Source organism: Noviherbaspirillum agri, from assembly GCF_054780595.1.
The window spans coordinates 522,325-538,029 of sequence record NZ_BAAGWA010000003.1 but is presented as its reverse complement, the minus strand read 5'-3'; the positions used below and the strand labels follow the sequence as shown (position 1 = coordinate 538,029).

The following is a 15,705-nucleotide window of genomic DNA, read 5'->3' as shown; positions in this document are numbered from 1 at the left end:
GCATTGGCTCACGCGGATAGTCCGGTGCCCGCAGCGTGAGAAGACCTCCACGCATGCTGCTTCCCACGCAGAAGGAAAAAGAAAACGCCCGCATCGGCGGGCGTGCGGGCGTTTGGTTCGCACAGAGCAACTATTTGTCGAATGTGTCCTTCACGTTGCCGACGGTCTTCTGGGTCTTGCCCTCGGCCTGCTTTTGTACGCCTTCACGCTGGTGTTTCCTGCTGTCCATCACCTCTCCTGCCTTTTCCTGCACTTTCCCGGCAGTCTGCTTGACGCTACCCTTCATCTGGTCCTTGTTCATGGCAAATCCTTTCAAAAGGCCAACACTCATTGGATACCTTTCGAAGCGAGTTGTTCCCCCGACGATGGAGAACAGACGGCAACTGCTCCGCTTGACTCGAGGGCGGTCCCATTGACACCAAAACCAGTGCCGACCGCGTTCACCTAGCGAAAGCCCCAGACCACCCCGAAGTTCAGCCCCAGCACATCGATCCCGGGGTTTGGATCGGTCATGCCCAAGTTGGAGTGGTGGGTGAAGTACAGCGAGGCCGTGAGGGCGACGTTCTCGTCAAGCTGGCGCCGCACCCCGCCCTGCGTGTACCAGTTGAATGTGAGGTCCTGACCCTGGCCGCCCGTCACGCCCCGGGAATCGATGAAACCGATACCGCCGCCGATTTCGAAGAACCCGGCAGTCTTGCGGTCGGCCGACCACAGCTCGAACGATGGTGCCCCGTTGATCGCGACATAGCGACTCTCCGGACCGCGCACGATCGACTCGGCCACGAGGCCGAAGCGGTGGCGCAGGACGAGCCGACCGCCACTCGGCGAGTGCCAGAGATCCCGCGTCGCAGGGCTGCGCAAGGCTAGGTTCACCGGTGCGATCCGGTACTCGTGCGGGGAATTATTGCGAACCTTGGCCAGGTAGCCCGCCTCCAGCGCGAACTCCCAGCGGTCGGCGGGATGCAGTGCTTGCGCATGTGCCTGGGCACCGGCGAACAGAGCCAGAGCGACCGCCCCCCCGGCGATCCAACGTGTTCTCGTTGTTGTCATGTTTTTCTTCTCTCTTTTTTCACGCGCCACAGGCGCAATATTTTTGATGGATTTTGGCGAACGCAGGTCGCGCAGTTCAGGCTTTCACCGGGCATATAGTGTGGCATATGGGACTCGGCTGGAGACGGGTGTGAGCGAGTCTGACTCCACATATCTTCGTATCTCCGCAGGGCGATCACAACGATGACGTGCTGTCGATACCGCGATAGGCAGCAATCATTTCCGCATCACCGTCCACATCCCGGCCAAACACCGTCCTGACTGAGGAACAGCCGCAGCATTCCAAATTGCCGATCGGACGACATGCCCGTCAGCGCCCATTGCACTTGGTAGAAGCGCTTTCCGCTAAAACTGACAGGTGACCAGAAGTATTGCATTACGGTAATATTCAGTCACTATAAACGATGGAGGGGTGGCTATGGCCACGCTGATACCGGCGATCGGCGCATGCGTGTCGCGCATGACATCGGGCGAAAAGCGCTTCGCATACCGTCTGGAAGACAAACTCGAAGACGACTACCTGTGCTGGTATGACGTCTCCATCGGCGAGCGCACGCAGCATCCCGACTTCGTCGTTTTCCATCCCAGCCGCGGCCTGCTGGTGCTGGAAGTAAAAGACTGGAAGCTCGACACCATCCACAGCATGGACAAGCAGCAGGCCACGATCCTTGTCCACGGCGACCTCAAGAAAGTCGCCAACCCGCTGGAACAGGCACGTCAGTATCTGTACCTGATAACCAACCGGCTCGAGCGCGATCCGCAACTGGTCTTTCCCAGCGGCTCACTGAAAGGCAAGCCCTTCATCGCCTACGGGCACGGCGTCGTGCTCACCAATATCAGCCGCAAGCAGTTCGACACGGCCAGCATGGGCGAGGTGCTGCCGTCGCATCTGGTGATCTGCCAAGACGAAATGACCGAGAGCGTGGATGCGGAAGCATTTCAACAGCGCCTGTGGAACATGTTTCCGTACAAGTTCAAGATGCCGCTCTCGCTTCCGCAAATCGACCGCATCCGCTGGCACATATTTCCGGAGATCCGGATACCCGCGCAGCAGAACCTGTTCGACGAACCGGGCCAGCAGCAGATCGAAATCCCGGATGTGCTGCGCGTGATGGACCTGCAGCAGGAGCAACTGGCACGCAGCCTCGGCGAAGGTCACCGCGTCATTCACGGCGTGGCGGGCTCCGGCAAGACGCTGATCCTCGGTTACCGTGCCGAGCATCTGGCGAAGATGTGCCAGCGCCCTATCCTCGTCCTCTGCTACAACAAGACACTCGCCACCAAACTGGCCAGCATCATGGAAGCCAAGGGCATACAGGACAAGGTCAACGTCGTGAACTTCCATGCGTGGTGCATGCGGCAGCTGGACACGTACAACGCCGGTAAACCGCCTTATGACAAGAACCTGGATGCGTATTTCCAAGCCTGCGTCGAGCGCGTCATCCGCTCCGTCGACAACAAGCTCATCCCCTCTGCACAATACGACGCGGTGCTAATCGACGAAGGCCACGACTTCAAGCCGGAATGGTTCAAGCTCGTCGTGCAGATGATCCATCCCGACACCAACTCGCTGCTCGTTCTGTACGACGACGCGCAGTCGATCTACAACGGCCCGAAGAAGCTGCGGTTTTCTTTTTCCAGCGTCGGTATCCAGGCACAAGGCCGCACCACCATCCTCAAGCTCAACTACCGCAACACCGCAGAGATCCTCTCCGTTGCACGCGCCTTCGCGGATGACCTGCTCACCGACAGCCATACCGAAGAAGATCAGGCGCCAACCGTGCAGCCGATGAGCGCGGGACGACATGGCCCCAAGCCGCTCTTGATCAAGCTACCCACGCTGAAGGAAGAAGCGGCTTACATCGCAGACAAACTCAAGGAGGCGAACAAGATGGGTACGCGGTGGAACGACATGGCAGTCATCTATCGCCGCTACGGCGTCGGAAAAGAACTCACTGAAGCACTGACGCGCAAGGGCATTCCCTTTCAATGGCAGCAGGACAAGAAGCACTCCTACGATCCGCTACACGACAGCGTGAAGCTGGTCACCATGCACAGCAGTAAAGGGCTGGAGTTCCCGTTTGTGTGTATTCCGGGGATCGGCGAGCTGGCGAAGGATGATGACTTGCAAGATGAGGCGCGGTTGCTTTATGTGGCGATGACACGCGCGACGCATGAGCTTGTGATGACGCACGGGGAGGCGTCTGTGCTTGCGGAGAAATTGGAGCGGGCGATGGGGACGTTAGCAGTACTTTGATTCAATGGTAAACATGTCGGACCTGCACCACAATCTGAGAGGCAATTATGGCTTTCTTTCAATCGATTTTGAACAGTATGTTCAAAGATCCGTACACGATGACGGTTGAAGACCTTGAGTACGAGTGGATTCAGCTCAAAGCTGATCTAATGATGACTTCACCGTATAAGCAGGAGTTGTCCTATCAACGACAGTACGAGCGTGCACGGCAACTACTGAAAGCGGTGTTAAGCCGCCACTGGCATATTGTGCGAGACGCTGAATGTAAGACACCGTTCTATCACTACGTTCGATCTGGCCTCATTCCACATATTTCCGTACCCACCCTCGAGCATGTACAGACTGAGACGTTGCTTGGCTTAGTTTTGGTGTCTTATGTCGGTGGGCGAACGGAAACCACTTCTGTGGAGGTGGTACCGGACACTGGATTTGTGCAGCAGACAATCGACTTTCTTGTAAATGAGCGAAAGGCACCTGCAGCATTTTTCCTTAAAGGCCTAGTGCTGAAGTATGGCGCTCAGCTCTTCCTTCCACCGAACCCAATTGCAGCAAGACGGTACCTAGAAAAGGCGATGACTCTCGGCGTCGGTGCAGCAAAAACTGAGCTTGAGTTTCTTGCGTTACATGAGCGTGCTCTAACAAACGCGAAGACCATTCATGAGGATTACAACGACTATCAGTTATGGATAAACGCGGCGTAGGAGTTAAGGCGGGAAGACAAATATATCGCCATGCCGCAGTTCGCCTGAGAAATCATTGCTTGCCAACCGGCCCTATCGAAATAGGCAGGACGTTTTTCAAACCAAGCCAAATGGAGAAAAACTAAATGAATAGCATCCGTAGCAAAAACTTAATTTTGGCTCGTAGCCTTTTTGGTGGAATGTTGCGCGGTGTTACAGAGGCACTCGACTCGGTAATAAACCAGACCACTTTAATCAAAATGGGGCAAGGCGAAAAGGAGATTACAGACAGCATGGCCAGACGTATAGAACAGCTGCTCGGTCTTCCCATTAATTGGATGGACCGGGACAATGAGCGCCTACTTCGAATGAGTCTTCTGGACTATGAAGTTTACGAGCAAATTTCGCTTATGCCGGAAAGCGCTAAGAAGGCCCTTGGAGCGTTCCTCACATGTCAAAGAATGTCCGCATGATCAGCAGATCAAGCGGGCAGTTCCGCCACGAGAGTAAAGTGTAGTCAATTGTTATGCAGGCGAGTATTTCTGTGTTTCAGCTTTGGAGAAAGTGGGATGCGTTATCAGATTCTAATATTTGCAGTATTAATAGCCAGTGCTGGTCAAGCAGGCGCACAAGTTTATAAATGCAAAGATGAAAAAGGGAGCACCATTTATTCAGACAACCCGTGCACTTCCAATGGCAATCAAACCAGAACGGACATTCCGACGTCCTCAACTCTTCCGCCAGTATCAACGGAGTCACCGCTTTCTCGCCAATTAGATAACGCTGTAAGAAGAGCGATTTCGAATGGTGATCTAAATCACGCGGAGAGCTTGGCCATGACTGCCCAACACTGGGAATGGATAGCCTCGGCTAAGAAGGATAGACAACCGAGGCCTGTTCTCGGAAGGACAGAGGCTGATCTCAGTTCCGAAAAAGGTGGATCATTCGCCTGCCAACAAGCCAAGCGTGACTACGAGTTTGAAGCTGGCTCTTATAAGCAAGTCCAAAACTCAATTGATGCAAAACGAAGCATCATGCATGCAGCTTGTGGAATAAAAGAGCCAACACAAATAAAAATTGATACCCGAACAATTATTAATCAACGCATTCGGTAATTGGTCATCCTTGCCGGTACCAAGTTAATTCGCAATACGTACTTCCAGAAAAGGGGCAGCGCGGCAGGCAATGGGATGGACTCCTCCCTCCACGGCATCTAAAGTGCCAAGCTGAAGTATCGACAAATATTTCAGCTCACAAAGGAGGAGTCCATCCCATTGCCCTACCGTGCTGACCCCATTCCTCGTTTGCATAGTTACTGTGCTGCGGATTACCCCGCAAGCTCAGGGGTAAAAAACCGTTCACCCATTTCTTCCAGGCCCAGTTCCTGCAGCACTTGCTGCAGGCGCTTGCTCGGTCGCTCGCTTGGCAAGCCCTTGTAGCTGGCGATGATCAATTCATTCTTCATGGAGTGTTCCCATCCCACCAGCTCGGTCACATTGACCTGATAGCCGTGCGCTTCCAGTTGCAGACAGCGCAAAACATTGGTCACCTGGCTGCCGAACTCGCGCGTGTGGATTGGATGACGCCAGATCTCAGTCAATGCGTCGCGGCCCAGTGACTTCCCCTTGTTCTTCTTCAGCACAGAAGCCACCTCTGCCTGGCAGCACGGTACCAGCACAATGAACTTCGCCTTCTTCTTCAGCGCGAAACGGATGGCATCATCGGTCGCGGTATTGCAGGCATGCAGCGCCGTGACGACATCGACCGTCGCCGGCAACTGCGTCGAACTGATCGACTCCGCCACCGACAGGTTCAGGAACGACATGCCGGGAAAGTTCAAGCGCTGCGCCAGTTCCTGCGATTTCTTCACCAGCTCGTCGCGCGTCTCTATGCCGTAGATGTGCGACTTGTCGTTCAGGTTTTTGAAGAACAGGTCATAGAGGATAAAACCGAGATAGGACTTGCCAGCGCCATGGTCCACGAGGCTGATATCCGCATGGTCCTGCCTGGCTTCCTGCAGCAGCGGCTCGATGAACTGGTACAGGTGATAGACCTGCTTGAGCTTGCGGCGGCTGTCCTGGTTCAGCTTGCCGTCGCGGGTCAGGATATGGAGTTCTTTCAGCAGCTCGACCGACTGGCCGGGTTTGATCTCGGGGATGTTGCTCATGATGGAAAGCCTGGTTGCGGTGGCGCCCGTGCGCCGGGAGACTGGCTCCGGCGGATTAAAGCGTTTTTGGCCTGACTGTGCGCGAGTCAAGGTCGGACCGAGAAGCGCAGCCGTACGTGAGGTACGGTGAGCATCGCAGGTTCGAGATTGGCTGCGGCCGGCGAGGCGCGTACGGTCAGGAAAAAAATGCTCTAGTTCGGCATGGCGAGAATGAGGGGACTCACTTTACCACCGATCGAGAGCTTCGGTTTCCGTGGAAGAGGAGATGGCTGACGCGCCGATTTCCAGGGTCAAGAAGTTGCTTCCATCGCAAATCCCATATGTGGAGATGTTGAACCATAGACGCGCGCAAGGTGGCGTAATCACGGAGCAATGTTTGAACCGCAACCCACGCTTGCCAAGATCTAGAGCGGATTCCGGATTAGTGTAGGGGGCGCGTTCGTGCGAGAAGGGCGCAGTGCAAGGCGCGGCGCCCTTCTCGCACGAACCCTCCGGGCAACCCCGGGAAGCAGCCGCCTGCGTTGTTGCGGCTCCTTGCCGTAGCACCGCTACGACGCGTCACCGCGCCTAGCATTCAACCGCTTCCCGGGGTTGCGCGCCCCCTACACTAATCCGGAATCCGCTCTAAAAAATAAGGGCTCCATTCGGAGCCCTTATTCATCTTGCTATCGCTGGCACATCAACCGCAAGCGCCAATCGCCCCGCACGAAGTACAAAACTCACACCCATCCTTCTTGATCACCGCCGCGTTCCCGCACTCCTTGCACACCTTGCCGTGCATGGTCGGCGCAGCTTTTGCCGGATGGGTGGTCGGCTCGTCGGTCACCACACCCATCGACTTCACCGGCAAACCTTCTTCCGTCAGGATGCCAAGCATTGCGTAACGGTGAATCACCAGTTGCGCGATGTAGGCGACGGTGGACGGGTAGCTGGCTTGCTTCTCGCTGCCGGGGACGCGGGCGAGGAAGTCGCCGCGCGGCTCGGCGTAGTTGAGCAGCTTGCGCAGCTTCATGCCGATCCAGGCCGGGTCGACCACGCGCATGTCATGACTCAGCAGCTTGCACAGGCCGTCGAGGGTGTGCGGGTGGCCGCCGGTCAACCACATGCTGTACGGGCGGCGGGTGCCGTCGGGCATCTGCAGCTCTTTGAGCATCAGCACGAAGTCGTCTTCGGTGGCCGGGTTGCGCACGTCGGCGACCCATGCCAGCGTGCCATCGGTGCCGGTCTTGGGCTCATGCGGTGCGAACAGCGCGTCGAGTACCGGGGTCGGTTCATTTTCCTGCTCGTCGAGCGCGTGGAGTTCGTTGTAACGGTACTCGACGAGCTTGGCGAATGCGGCGGTGGCGCTGGGCACCTGCACCATCTGGCCGTTAGGCGGCATCGGCATTTCGAACGGGTCGCCGTAGGCGCCGGACAGCAGCGACAGGCGGCGGCGCATCCAGCCGCGGTCGTTGGCGCGCATGTCGGTGGACAGGGTCTTGGCGATGGCGTCGAGGCCGCGCGGCGGCTGGCCGCCGAGCACCCAGACTTCGAACGGCACCTCGCCCTTGTCGGAGACCGCAACGGCGAAGTCGCCTTGCGGGGTTTCGATCATTTCGCTGATCCAGGCGTTGGAGCCGGCCGGCAGTCCCGGGCGCGACGGCCAGCGCAGCGATGCGAGTACCGGGGTCATTGCAAGTTCCTTCAGCACCAGGCGCTTGTCCTGCTCGGACAGCGTCATCGGTTGCGGTGCATTGTCGGTCGTGGTCGTCGGCGTGACAGACAGCACGGCGCCGAGCACGTTGTTCGGGCGGTAGGTGGTGATGCCCTTCAAGCCCTGGCGCCAGGCTTCCATGTAGAGGCCCTTGAAGTCCTCGTACGGGTAGTCTTCCGGCACGTTGACGGTCTTGGAGATGGCGGCATCGATGTAAGGCGCGACGCTGGCGACCATCAGCATGTGATCACGTGCGGAGATGTCGAGAGCGGAGACGAAGGCTTCCGGCAGCTTGTTGGTGTCGTGGCCGAGCGCGCGATAGACGCGGTAGGCGTGGTCTTCGACGGTGTAGTCCTTCTTGGTGCCGTCGGGCATGCGCTTGGTGCGGTTGTAGAACCATGAGAATGCCGGTTCGATACCGTTGGAGGCGTTGTCCGCGAAGGCGAGCGAGATGGTGCCGGTCGGCGCGATCGAGGTCAGGTGCGAATTGCGGATGCCGTGCTTGCGGATCTTGGCCTTGAGTTCTTCCGGCAGGCGCGAGGCGAAACCGGCGGACAGGTACTTGTCGGCGTCGAACAGCGGGAATGCGCCGCGCTCTTGTGCCAGCTCGACCGAGCTTTCATAGGAGGCATTGCGCATCACTTCGGAGATCTTGGCAGCGAGTGCGCGGCCGGCATCGGAGTCGTAGCGCAGGCCGAGCATGATCAGCGCGTCGCCCATGCCGGTGTAGCCGAGGCCGAGGCGGCGCTTGGCGTCGGCTTCGCGTGCCTGCTCAGGCAGCGGCCACTTGGTCGCGATCAGTACGTTGTCGAGCATGCGCACGGCGATCTTGGTGACCTTGGCGAACAGCTCGAAGTCGAACTTGGCGTTTTCGGTGAACGGGTCGGTGACGTAGGCGTTCAGGTTGAGCGAGCCGAGGCAGCAGCAGCCGTAGTCGGGCAGCGGCTGTTCGCCGCAGGGGTTGGTCGCTTCGATCTTCTCGCAGTAGGCGAGGTTATTTTCCTGGTTGATGCGGTCCATGAACAGCACGCCGGGTTCTGCGGCGTTGTAGGTGCTCTTCATGATCAGGTCCCAGACTTCGCGCGCCTTGACCTTCTTGTAGACCCACTTGCCGTCTTCGCGCTGGTAAGCGCCCTTCTTCTTGAAGTCGGCGTTGGGTTCGGTGGCGTGCACGAGCTCGAACTCGCCGTCGGTATCGACAGCGCGCATGAACTCGTCAGTCACGCCGACGGAGACGTTGAAGTTGTTGAGCTGACCTTTTTCCTGCTTAACGGTAATGAAGTCGATAACGTCCGGATGGTCGACGTTGAGCACCGCCATCTGCGCGCCACGGCGTGCGCCAGCGGATTCGACGGTTTCGCAGGAACGGTCGAACACTTTCATGTAGGAAATCGGGCCGGAGGCGCTGCTGCCGGTGCCCTTGACGCGTGCGCCCTTCGGACGGATCGCGGAGAAGTTGTAGCCAACGCCGCCACCACGACGCATGGTTTCGGCCGCTTGTGCCAGCGCGGTGTAAATGCCCGGCTTGCCGGCGTGGTCTTCGGTGATGGAGTCACCGACCGGCTGCACGAAGCAGTTGATCAGCGTGGTCTGCAGGCCGGTGCCTGCGGCGGACGAGACGCGTCCGGCCGGAATAAAGCCATGTTGAAGCGCCCACACGAAATCTTCCGTGTGTTTCTTGCGAGTCTTTTGCGGCTCGACTTCTGCAAGGCCCTTGGCTACGCGCTCCTGTACCTGTTCGACGGTGGTTTCGTCGCCCTTGGCGTACTTTTCGATCAGCACTTCGGTGGAGATCTCCTGGGGCTGCGCGAGCGCAATGGCGGCGCTTTCTAGTTTATGCATTCATGGCTCCTTGAAGCCGGCGCGCACGCCGGCGGATCTATAAGAATAATAGGCAGAAAAACGGGAAACTCCGGTTTTGAGACACTGATGACGCGGCGGCCAGCCCGGTTAAGGCTGTGGTCGGGTGAAACGATGCACTTGCCAAGACAAAACGGAAACAGAAAGCTGGGTCGCATTCATGGTGTCACTCGCGGTTCTTGTCTTGTTAGTAAGTGCGTGGGTCAGTCAGTTCTGCGATGGCTGCCCGGCGGTCGTCCTGTCGAGCTCCAGAATCGCTTTCCTCTGATGAGGATCAATCGCACTGGCGACAGGGTGTCTCAAAAGCGGTTTCAGAATACCAACAAATCCGCACCAAAACAACTAGATATAGGGGATGGATCTGTCGAAATTCCTATTGATTGTGTCCAGTCGTCACATTCCGACGCGCAAAACCAGCACTGGCAACGGGTTTGACCGAACATACGCCGTGTCAGTACGGAACACATTTTGTTGCGGTCCTGCACGACAGGCGGACCGGAAGCTTACACCCTGAGCGACTTTTCCGCACAGCACCAGATGAGCCACTGTTGTATGTTGCTGCTGCCATATCGGCAAGACATGCTGCTTCGGCAAAAAAAAACCCGCTGACCTTGCGGTTAGCGGGCGAATCCAATTCTAGGAGAGTTGGAGGAGACAGGTGAACTATAGCGCTGCCATGAAATGTCGTCTGCTTTATTGTCGTGATACCCGTTATACGCTTTATTTATAACAATGGAGCCAACGCTTCGAAGAGCCCCCGCACTTTTTTATCTGTTCGAACCGAGAGACAACACGTGCATCGCATAGTCTTCACGCAATAGAAAAGCCCGCGGGGCAATTGCCGAGCGGGCCTTGTATCTCCATCCCACGTCCTGTCGTGGATTTCTTCATGCTGCTTTGTGCGCGCATGATAGCCGAACGTTAGTGCAGGGACAAGATGCGCCGTTTGCCCTCGCTATGCGCACCCTGCCCTATGGACCGCAAACCAACCGGCAAAGGCATGACGAAAAAAAAGCCCGCTTGCGCGGGCAGATCCTTCCTAATACGGGAGTAGATTCCTGAAGCCCTAACCTATCTGGAGAGTGGCCCCAGTGATGAATCTGCTCTCGTATTCACACTCGCATTTGCGAGCGCTTGGCTTCAATATAGCGCTCGATTTTATACGCCGCAAGTATTTTAGGCATGCGATACATCTTTTTTCAGTTCGTGAACCATGTGGCAAGCAAGCTTAAATAACAGGCATTCAATTGCGATATTCGAGCGCTATAGTGATCGAACGGAGGACGCAGGGAGCCGTTGCAATCTGTTATTTCTTCAATAAGGAGCGCATATGCCGACCGTGATTACCCATCGGCGCATCAATATCGTCACCCTGGAACCGGGGGAAACTATCGCTGCACACTGTAGTGCCGGCGATATTGCCATCGTGCAGGATGCCTCCGGATGGTGGACGCAATTCGTCGGCGAGAATGGACAGGTCGATGGATACGACGAGCCATTCGAGAGCTATAACAAGGCTTTGTGGACAGCGAAGGCAGCAGCGGAATTTTCATCTGCCGAATAGCGCAAGGACGAACATGCCTTGCCTGCTGCACGCGCGTCGATTTGGGAGCCTACGCCTGAGCCATCTTTTCCACAAACCGCCAAGGAGCGAGATTGAACACTGCCGACACCCAGTTTGCCGAACTGCCGTGGAAAAACCGGATCATCCAATTGGAATACCAATGGGTGGGAGATGCGGATTCATCGTATCCGCCTGTGGTATTCCTGCATGAAGGACTGGGTTCGATCAGCATGTGGCGCGATTTTCCACACCGCTTCTGCGCGGAGCATGGCTTCCGCGGGCTGGTGTTCTCGCGCTATGGCTACGGTCGTTCCACACCGCGCCTGCCCGGCGAGGAAGTGGCGGTCGATTACCTGCACGAACAGGCACATGTTGCACTGCCGGCCCTGCTGGAGAAACTGGGCGTGCAAAGCCCCTGGCTGTTCGGCCACAGCGATGGCGGATCGATCGCGCTGCTGTATGCGGCGCGGTTTCCGCAAGAGGCGAGCGGCATCGTCGTGGTGGCACCGCATATCTTCGTGGAAGACATCACGATCGCCGGCATTGCTGATGCACGCGAAGCGTATCGGAGCACCGACCTGCGCAGCCGGCTCGGACGCCACCACAAGGATGTCGATGCCGTCTTCCGCGGCTGGAACGATACCTGGCTGAAGCCGGACTTCCGCAGCTGGAACATCGAGGAAGAGCTGCACGCCATTACCTGTCCGGTACTGGCGATACAAGGTGAAGGCGATGAATACGGGACGCTGGAGCAGATCTTCGGCATCGCCCGCCGGGTCCCCGGCGCACAGGCGTTACCGCTGGCCGAATGTGGCCATTCGCCGCACCGGGATCAACCGCAACGGCTGATCGAGAACGCAGGCGAATTTATCAAGGCAAGGACACCTCGATAATTCATATGGGCAGGAACTACTTGCCCCGCAAATACACTTCGTCGTCGAAGGTCAGCACCCACTCCGGCCGGTACACGGTGAAGATGGTGAGCAGGAAGCCGGTCAGGAAAGCCTCACCCCAGGAGAGCAGCAGCATGTAGGCAATCACGTCGCCGCCGGGAGGCGTACCGGTGATCCACATGCGGTGCACACCGAGCGACATCAGGCCGATCGTCGCGAGCATCAGGACGGTGCCGAAAAATCCATTGCCAAGCAAGTACACAAACACATTGCGCGGGAAGTACTTTTCCGTCAGCCGCATCACCACATCGCCGCAGTAAGCCGGTAACACCGCGAGCAGCAGCAGGTTCATGCCGAGATTGCTCCACAAGCCATTTTCCAGCACCGTAAATGCCAACGCGGAAATGGCGATGCCTGCCATCGCCAGCTGCCGTCCGTACATGAGCACGAACAGCGGCATGCCGAGCATGTGCAGTGCCATTCCCTGCGCAATGGGAATGTCAAAACGCCATAACAGCGGCAACGCGATGATGAGCGCACACCAGGCAGAAAAAGCACCCGGTCCGGCAAGCTGTCGCCACGGCGCCGTCCTGACATTGCCATATAAAAAGACCGTTGCGGCGAGGATCGCAAGAAACGCGATTTCCGGCGGAAAATTAAAAGTGAAGATGCCCATACGCCATTATAGAAATTCTGATGAATCCGGGAGGATCGACGGTCTCGTGCTGAAACTGCAAGCAAGAAAAAAGCCCGCTTGTGCGGGCTCGGTAATGGATACGAAGGAGGTCAGCTCTTTTTCTTCAGGCACTCGCTCATGAATTTCTTGCGCTCGTCGCCTTTCATGTCTTTAGCCTCGGCATTGCAGGCCTTCATCCGCTCCTGCTGCGCCTTCTGCGCGGCGCTGGCCTTAGGCTTGCTCAAGCACTCCTTCATGAATGCCTTGCGCTCGTCGCCTTTCCTGTCGCCGGCTTCCTTGTTACACATGGTCATTCTGTTCTGCTGCTCGGTCGCAGCGAATGCAGGGTTCAACAATACCGGCAATACCAACAGCAATGCACCTGCAAACTTGTTCATCTTCTTCTCCTGATAAGTAAGTGCAAACGAAAACGGACGGATGGCAAAACACGGGACAGCGCTGCTGATTACAGCATACTTCGCCCCCCATGAAACTGCCTGAAAGAGGCAAACATGCAAATTCTGCATTGTTTTTCCCTTGTCCTTTCGTATGCGTTGTCCGGTGCCAATGCGCGCTGATGTTTTTTGTTGATGCCTTTGCTCCAAACGCTTCGCAGACGTCAGGCTGAGCAGCTTCGCTATGCGCTTCAATTTGCATGTCAATTTGCGTGATGTCCGAGTCATGCAAGACCGCAATCTTGCCATCACCACGGTGCGATGCATGGCGAAGCAAAAACAAACCTCCTGGAGCAAAAAGCATCGGCAAACCCTCATGGACGAGCATGAGCACGCCAACCGCGCCTTTCATGTGATGGAGATCCAAAACAGCGCGGTTGACCTTGCATCTTTGGCACCATAAGAGAACGGCGATGCTGCCTGCAATCGGCACCGCCACGAACCCTGCTTGTCAGACGCTTTCTAGACAACTGCTTCTATTCGGCGAATGCTGCTTGCAGAACGTTGCCACCATGCAATACCATCAAAAAAACACGAAGAAACGCAAATGAGTCACGCGTTTGCTTTATTTACAAATCGACCGCCTGCTCGCCGGGGGAGGGTTGTAAAGAGGGAGACAAGAATGATTCACAAGAAGACCACCATCGGTAAACGGCTCGCACTCGGTTTCGGCGTTGTCATTGCATTACTGATCACGCTGGCCGTCCTGTCCACCATCCGCATTGGGGGACTGAGCAACGAGATCAACCTGATGGTGAAGGACCGCTACCCGAAAACGGTCATCGCCAACCAGATCAAGGCCGACCTCAACGAAATCTCGCGCAACATGCTCAACGTTCTCGTGATGAACGACGCCGAACAGATCAAGAAGGAACTCGCCAACATCCCGGACAAGAATCGGAGCACCGACGAGGCGATTGCGAAGCTGGACAAGATCATCACCGATGACAAGGGTCGCGAGCACCTGAAGGCGATCACCGAGTTCCGCGACAAATTCCGGCCCAACGAGGACAAGTTCATCGCCCTCGTCAACGAAGACCGCAAGGATGAGGCCTTGGTGAAATTCATGTTCTCCGTGCGGCCGCTGCAGGCGAAATACTTTGCGCAACTCGATGCCTTCATCCACCATCAGGACAGCCAGATGGCGCAGGCCGGAGCCGATTCGGTCGAGGTTGCGGAACGCACCGGCGTCTTCATCCTGATGCTTGCGCTTGCCGCGAGCGTATTGAGTGCTGCCGTGGCCTTCATCACCACGCGCAAGATCACCGGCCCGCTCAATGAAGCGGTTGCAGTCGCCCAGCGCGTCGCCGACGGCGACCTGACCAGCGATATCCAGGTCAAGACCCGGGACGAGACCGGTGCGCTGATGCTCGCGCTGCAGCATATGAATGACAGCCTGTCCAGGCTCGTCGGTGAAGTACGCCAGGGCACCGACACCATCACCTCCACATCGCGTGAACTCGCCGCCGGCAACCTCGAGCTGTCGACCCGCACCGAGCAGCAGGCGAGTTCGCTGGAGGAAACCGCATCGACGATCGAAGAGCTCACTTCCACCGTCAGGCAGAACGCCGACAATGCCCGTCAGGCCGATCAACTGGTCGCCTCGGCGACCGATGTCGCGATCAAGGGCGGCGCGGTCGTGTCGCAGGTGGTGGAGACGATGGGTGCGATCAACGACTCGTCGAAGAAGATTGTCGACATTATCGGCGTCATCGATGGCATCGCGTTCCAGACCAACATCCTGGCGTTGAATGCGGCAGTGGAAGCGGCACGTGCGGGCGAACAGGGCCGCGGTTTTGCCGTCGTCGCGGCGGAGGTGCGCAATCTTGCGCAACGTTCTGCCGCTGCCGCCAAGGAAATCAAGGCGTTGATTGACGACTCGGTGGAAAAGGTGGCCGCCGGCAGCAAGCTGGTCGGCCAGGCCGGCGCCACGATGGACGAGGTGGTCGCCAGCGTCAAGCGCGTCACCGACATCATGGGCGAGATCACCGCCGCCAGCCAGGAACAAAGCACCGGCATCGAACACGTCAATCATGCGATCAGCGAAATGGACGGCGTCACGCAGCAGAATGCCGCGCTAGTCGAAGAAGCCGCTGCTTCTGCAGAAACGATGCAGACCCAGGCAGCCAACCTGGCGCGCGTGGTCAGCGTATTCAAGCTCGGCACCGCTTACGCCGCCGTGGCATCTGCCGCGCCGGACAAGACCCAAACCCATCCGCTGAATGAACAACCATCCCTGCCGCCGAAGGAACACAAATCGGCTGCGGTCCGGCTCGCGCCCTCTCCCGCCAACAGCAGGCAGGTGGCACGCACCGGTGTGTCGGGCAATGACGACTGGGAAGAGTTCTGAAGCGGACCAAAAAGGCTACGCTGAACAAGTGCCGCGATGGCACGTATACTTGTTCAGCGT

14 protein-coding genes are annotated in these 15,705 nt (G+C 57.3%); 7 read left to right on the top strand and 7 right to left on the bottom strand.

Translation table 11 applies throughout. The annotated features are described in order from the left end of the window. Nucleotides 1-130: 130 nt before the first annotated feature. On the bottom strand, nt 131-301 hold the full coding sequence (locus tag ACYVIA_RS07970) for a CsbD family protein (protein WP_460839600.1): 171 nt from the start codon (nt 299-301) through the stop codon (nt 131-133). A 143-nt stretch (nt 302-444) separates the two neighbouring features. Beyond that, on the bottom strand, nt 445-1,050 hold the full coding sequence (locus ACYVIA_RS07965) for an acyloxyacyl hydrolase (protein WP_460839599.1): 606 nt from the start codon (nt 1,048-1,050) through the stop codon (nt 445-447). Between the two features lie 418 nt (nt 1,051-1,468). Between ACYVIA_RS07965 and ACYVIA_RS07960 the strand changes: the two genes are divergently transcribed. The 4 genes from ACYVIA_RS07960 (at nt 1,469) to ACYVIA_RS07945 (ending at nt 5,102) form a co-directional block, all read left to right on the top strand. Next, on the top strand, nt 1,469-3,307 hold the full coding sequence (locus ACYVIA_RS07960; protein WP_460839597.1) for a DEAD/DEAH box helicase: 1,839 nt from the start codon (nt 1,469-1,471) through the stop codon (nt 3,305-3,307). Between the two features lie 47 nt (nt 3,308-3,354). Then, a complete protein-coding gene (locus tag ACYVIA_RS07955) occupies nt 3,355-4,008 on the top strand; it encodes a hypothetical protein (RefSeq protein WP_460839595.1) in 654 nt (217 codons plus the stop codon). Between the two features lie 125 nt (nt 4,009-4,133). Continuing rightward, entirely contained in the window at nt 4,134-4,460 is a 327-nt protein-coding gene (locus ACYVIA_RS07950) for a hypothetical protein (RefSeq protein ID WP_460839593.1), read from the top strand. Between the two features lie 96 nt (nt 4,461-4,556). Next, nucleotides 4,557-5,102, top strand: coding sequence for a DUF4124 domain-containing protein (locus tag ACYVIA_RS07945; protein WP_460839592.1), 546 nt, complete (start codon nt 4,557-4,559; stop codon nt 5,100-5,102). 212 nt (nt 5,103-5,314) lie between these two features. Here ACYVIA_RS07945 and ACYVIA_RS07940 read toward each other — a convergent pair whose 3' ends face one another. After that, nucleotides 5,315-6,154: a class I SAM-dependent methyltransferase gene (locus tag ACYVIA_RS07940; protein ID WP_460839590.1), complete on the bottom strand. Its 840-nt coding sequence runs from the start codon at nt 6,152-6,154 to the stop codon at nt 5,315-5,317. Nucleotides 6,155-6,833: 679 nt separating this feature from the next. After that, nucleotides 6,834-9,689: an adenosylcobalamin-dependent ribonucleoside-diphosphate reductase gene (locus ACYVIA_RS07935; RefSeq protein ID WP_460839588.1), complete on the bottom strand. Its 2,856-nt coding sequence runs from the start codon at nt 9,687-9,689 to the stop codon at nt 6,834-6,836. A gap of 1,348 nt (nt 9,690-11,037) precedes the next feature. Between ACYVIA_RS07935 and ACYVIA_RS07930 the strand changes: the two genes are divergently transcribed. Both ACYVIA_RS07930 and ACYVIA_RS07925 read left to right on the top strand, forming a co-directional pair. Further along, nucleotides 11,038-11,271, top strand: coding sequence for a hypothetical protein (locus tag ACYVIA_RS07930; protein ID WP_460839586.1), 234 nt, complete (start codon nt 11,038-11,040; stop codon nt 11,269-11,271). Between the two features lie 92 nt (nt 11,272-11,363). Then, entirely contained in the window at nt 11,364-12,164 is an 801-nt protein-coding gene (locus ACYVIA_RS07925) for an alpha/beta fold hydrolase (RefSeq protein ID WP_460839584.1), read from the top strand. Between the two features lie 16 nt (nt 12,165-12,180). Here ACYVIA_RS07925 and ACYVIA_RS07920 read toward each other — a convergent pair whose 3' ends face one another. The 3 genes from ACYVIA_RS07920 to ACYVIA_RS07910 all read right to left on the bottom strand — a co-directional run bounded on the left by ACYVIA_RS07920 (nt 12,181) and on the right by ACYVIA_RS07910 (nt 13,734). After that, complete coding sequence (locus tag ACYVIA_RS07920) at nt 12,181-12,840, bottom strand: energy-coupling factor ABC transporter permease (protein WP_460839583.1); 660 nt, start codon at nt 12,838-12,840, stop codon at nt 12,181-12,183. Between the two features lie 110 nt (nt 12,841-12,950). Then, nucleotides 12,951-13,154: a PsiF family protein gene (locus tag ACYVIA_RS07915; RefSeq protein ID WP_460839581.1), complete on the bottom strand. Its 204-nt coding sequence runs from the start codon at nt 13,152-13,154 to the stop codon at nt 12,951-12,953. Next, on the bottom strand, nt 13,141-13,734 hold the full coding sequence (locus tag ACYVIA_RS07910; RefSeq protein WP_460839580.1) for a hypothetical protein: 594 nt from the start codon (nt 13,732-13,734) through the stop codon (nt 13,141-13,143). The genes ACYVIA_RS07915 and ACYVIA_RS07910 overlap by 14 nt, the downstream gene beginning before the upstream one ends. A gap of 183 nt (nt 13,735-13,917) precedes the next feature. On the opposite strand from ACYVIA_RS07910, the gene ACYVIA_RS07905 reads away from it, so the two are divergent. Continuing rightward, nucleotides 13,918-15,645: a methyl-accepting chemotaxis protein gene (locus ACYVIA_RS07905; RefSeq protein ID WP_460839578.1), complete on the top strand. Its 1,728-nt coding sequence runs from the start codon at nt 13,918-13,920 to the stop codon at nt 15,643-15,645. Nucleotides 15,646-15,705: the final 60 nt, after the last annotated feature.

Excerpts from the sequence above, each read along its gene's own strand:
- ACYVIA_RS07970 (WP_460839600.1), bottom strand. The coding sequence starts at position 301 with ATGAACAAGGACCAGATGAAGGGTAGCGTCAAGCAGACTGCCGGGAAA.
- ACYVIA_RS07965 (WP_460839599.1), bottom strand. The coding sequence starts at position 1,050 with ATGACAACAACGAGAACACGTTGGATCGCCGGGGGGGCGGTCGCTCTG.
- ACYVIA_RS07960 (WP_460839597.1), top strand. The coding sequence starts at position 1,469 with ATGGCCACGCTGATACCGGCGATCGGCGCATGCGTGTCGCGCATGACA.
- ACYVIA_RS07955 (WP_460839595.1), top strand. The coding sequence starts at position 3,355 with ATGGCTTTCTTTCAATCGATTTTGAACAGTATGTTCAAAGATCCGTAC.
- ACYVIA_RS07950 (WP_460839593.1), top strand. The coding sequence starts at position 4,134 with ATGAATAGCATCCGTAGCAAAAACTTAATTTTGGCTCGTAGCCTTTTT.
- ACYVIA_RS07945 (WP_460839592.1), top strand. The coding sequence starts at position 4,557 with ATGCGTTATCAGATTCTAATATTTGCAGTATTAATAGCCAGTGCTGGT.
- ACYVIA_RS07940 (WP_460839590.1), bottom strand. The coding sequence starts at position 6,154 with ATGAGCAACATCCCCGAGATCAAACCCGGCCAGTCGGTCGAGCTGCTG.
- ACYVIA_RS07935 (WP_460839588.1), bottom strand. The coding sequence starts at position 9,689 with ATGCATAAACTAGAAAGCGCCGCCATTGCGCTCGCGCAGCCCCAGGAG.
- ACYVIA_RS07930 (WP_460839586.1), top strand. The coding sequence starts at position 11,038 with ATGCCGACCGTGATTACCCATCGGCGCATCAATATCGTCACCCTGGAA.
- ACYVIA_RS07920 (WP_460839583.1), bottom strand. The coding sequence starts at position 12,840 with ATGGGCATCTTCACTTTTAATTTTCCGCCGGAAATCGCGTTTCTTGCG.
- ACYVIA_RS07915 (WP_460839581.1), bottom strand. The coding sequence starts at position 13,154 with ATGACCATGTGTAACAAGGAAGCCGGCGACAGGAAAGGCGACGAGCGC.
- ACYVIA_RS07905 (WP_460839578.1), top strand. The coding sequence starts at position 13,918 with ATGATTCACAAGAAGACCACCATCGGTAAACGGCTCGCACTCGGTTTC.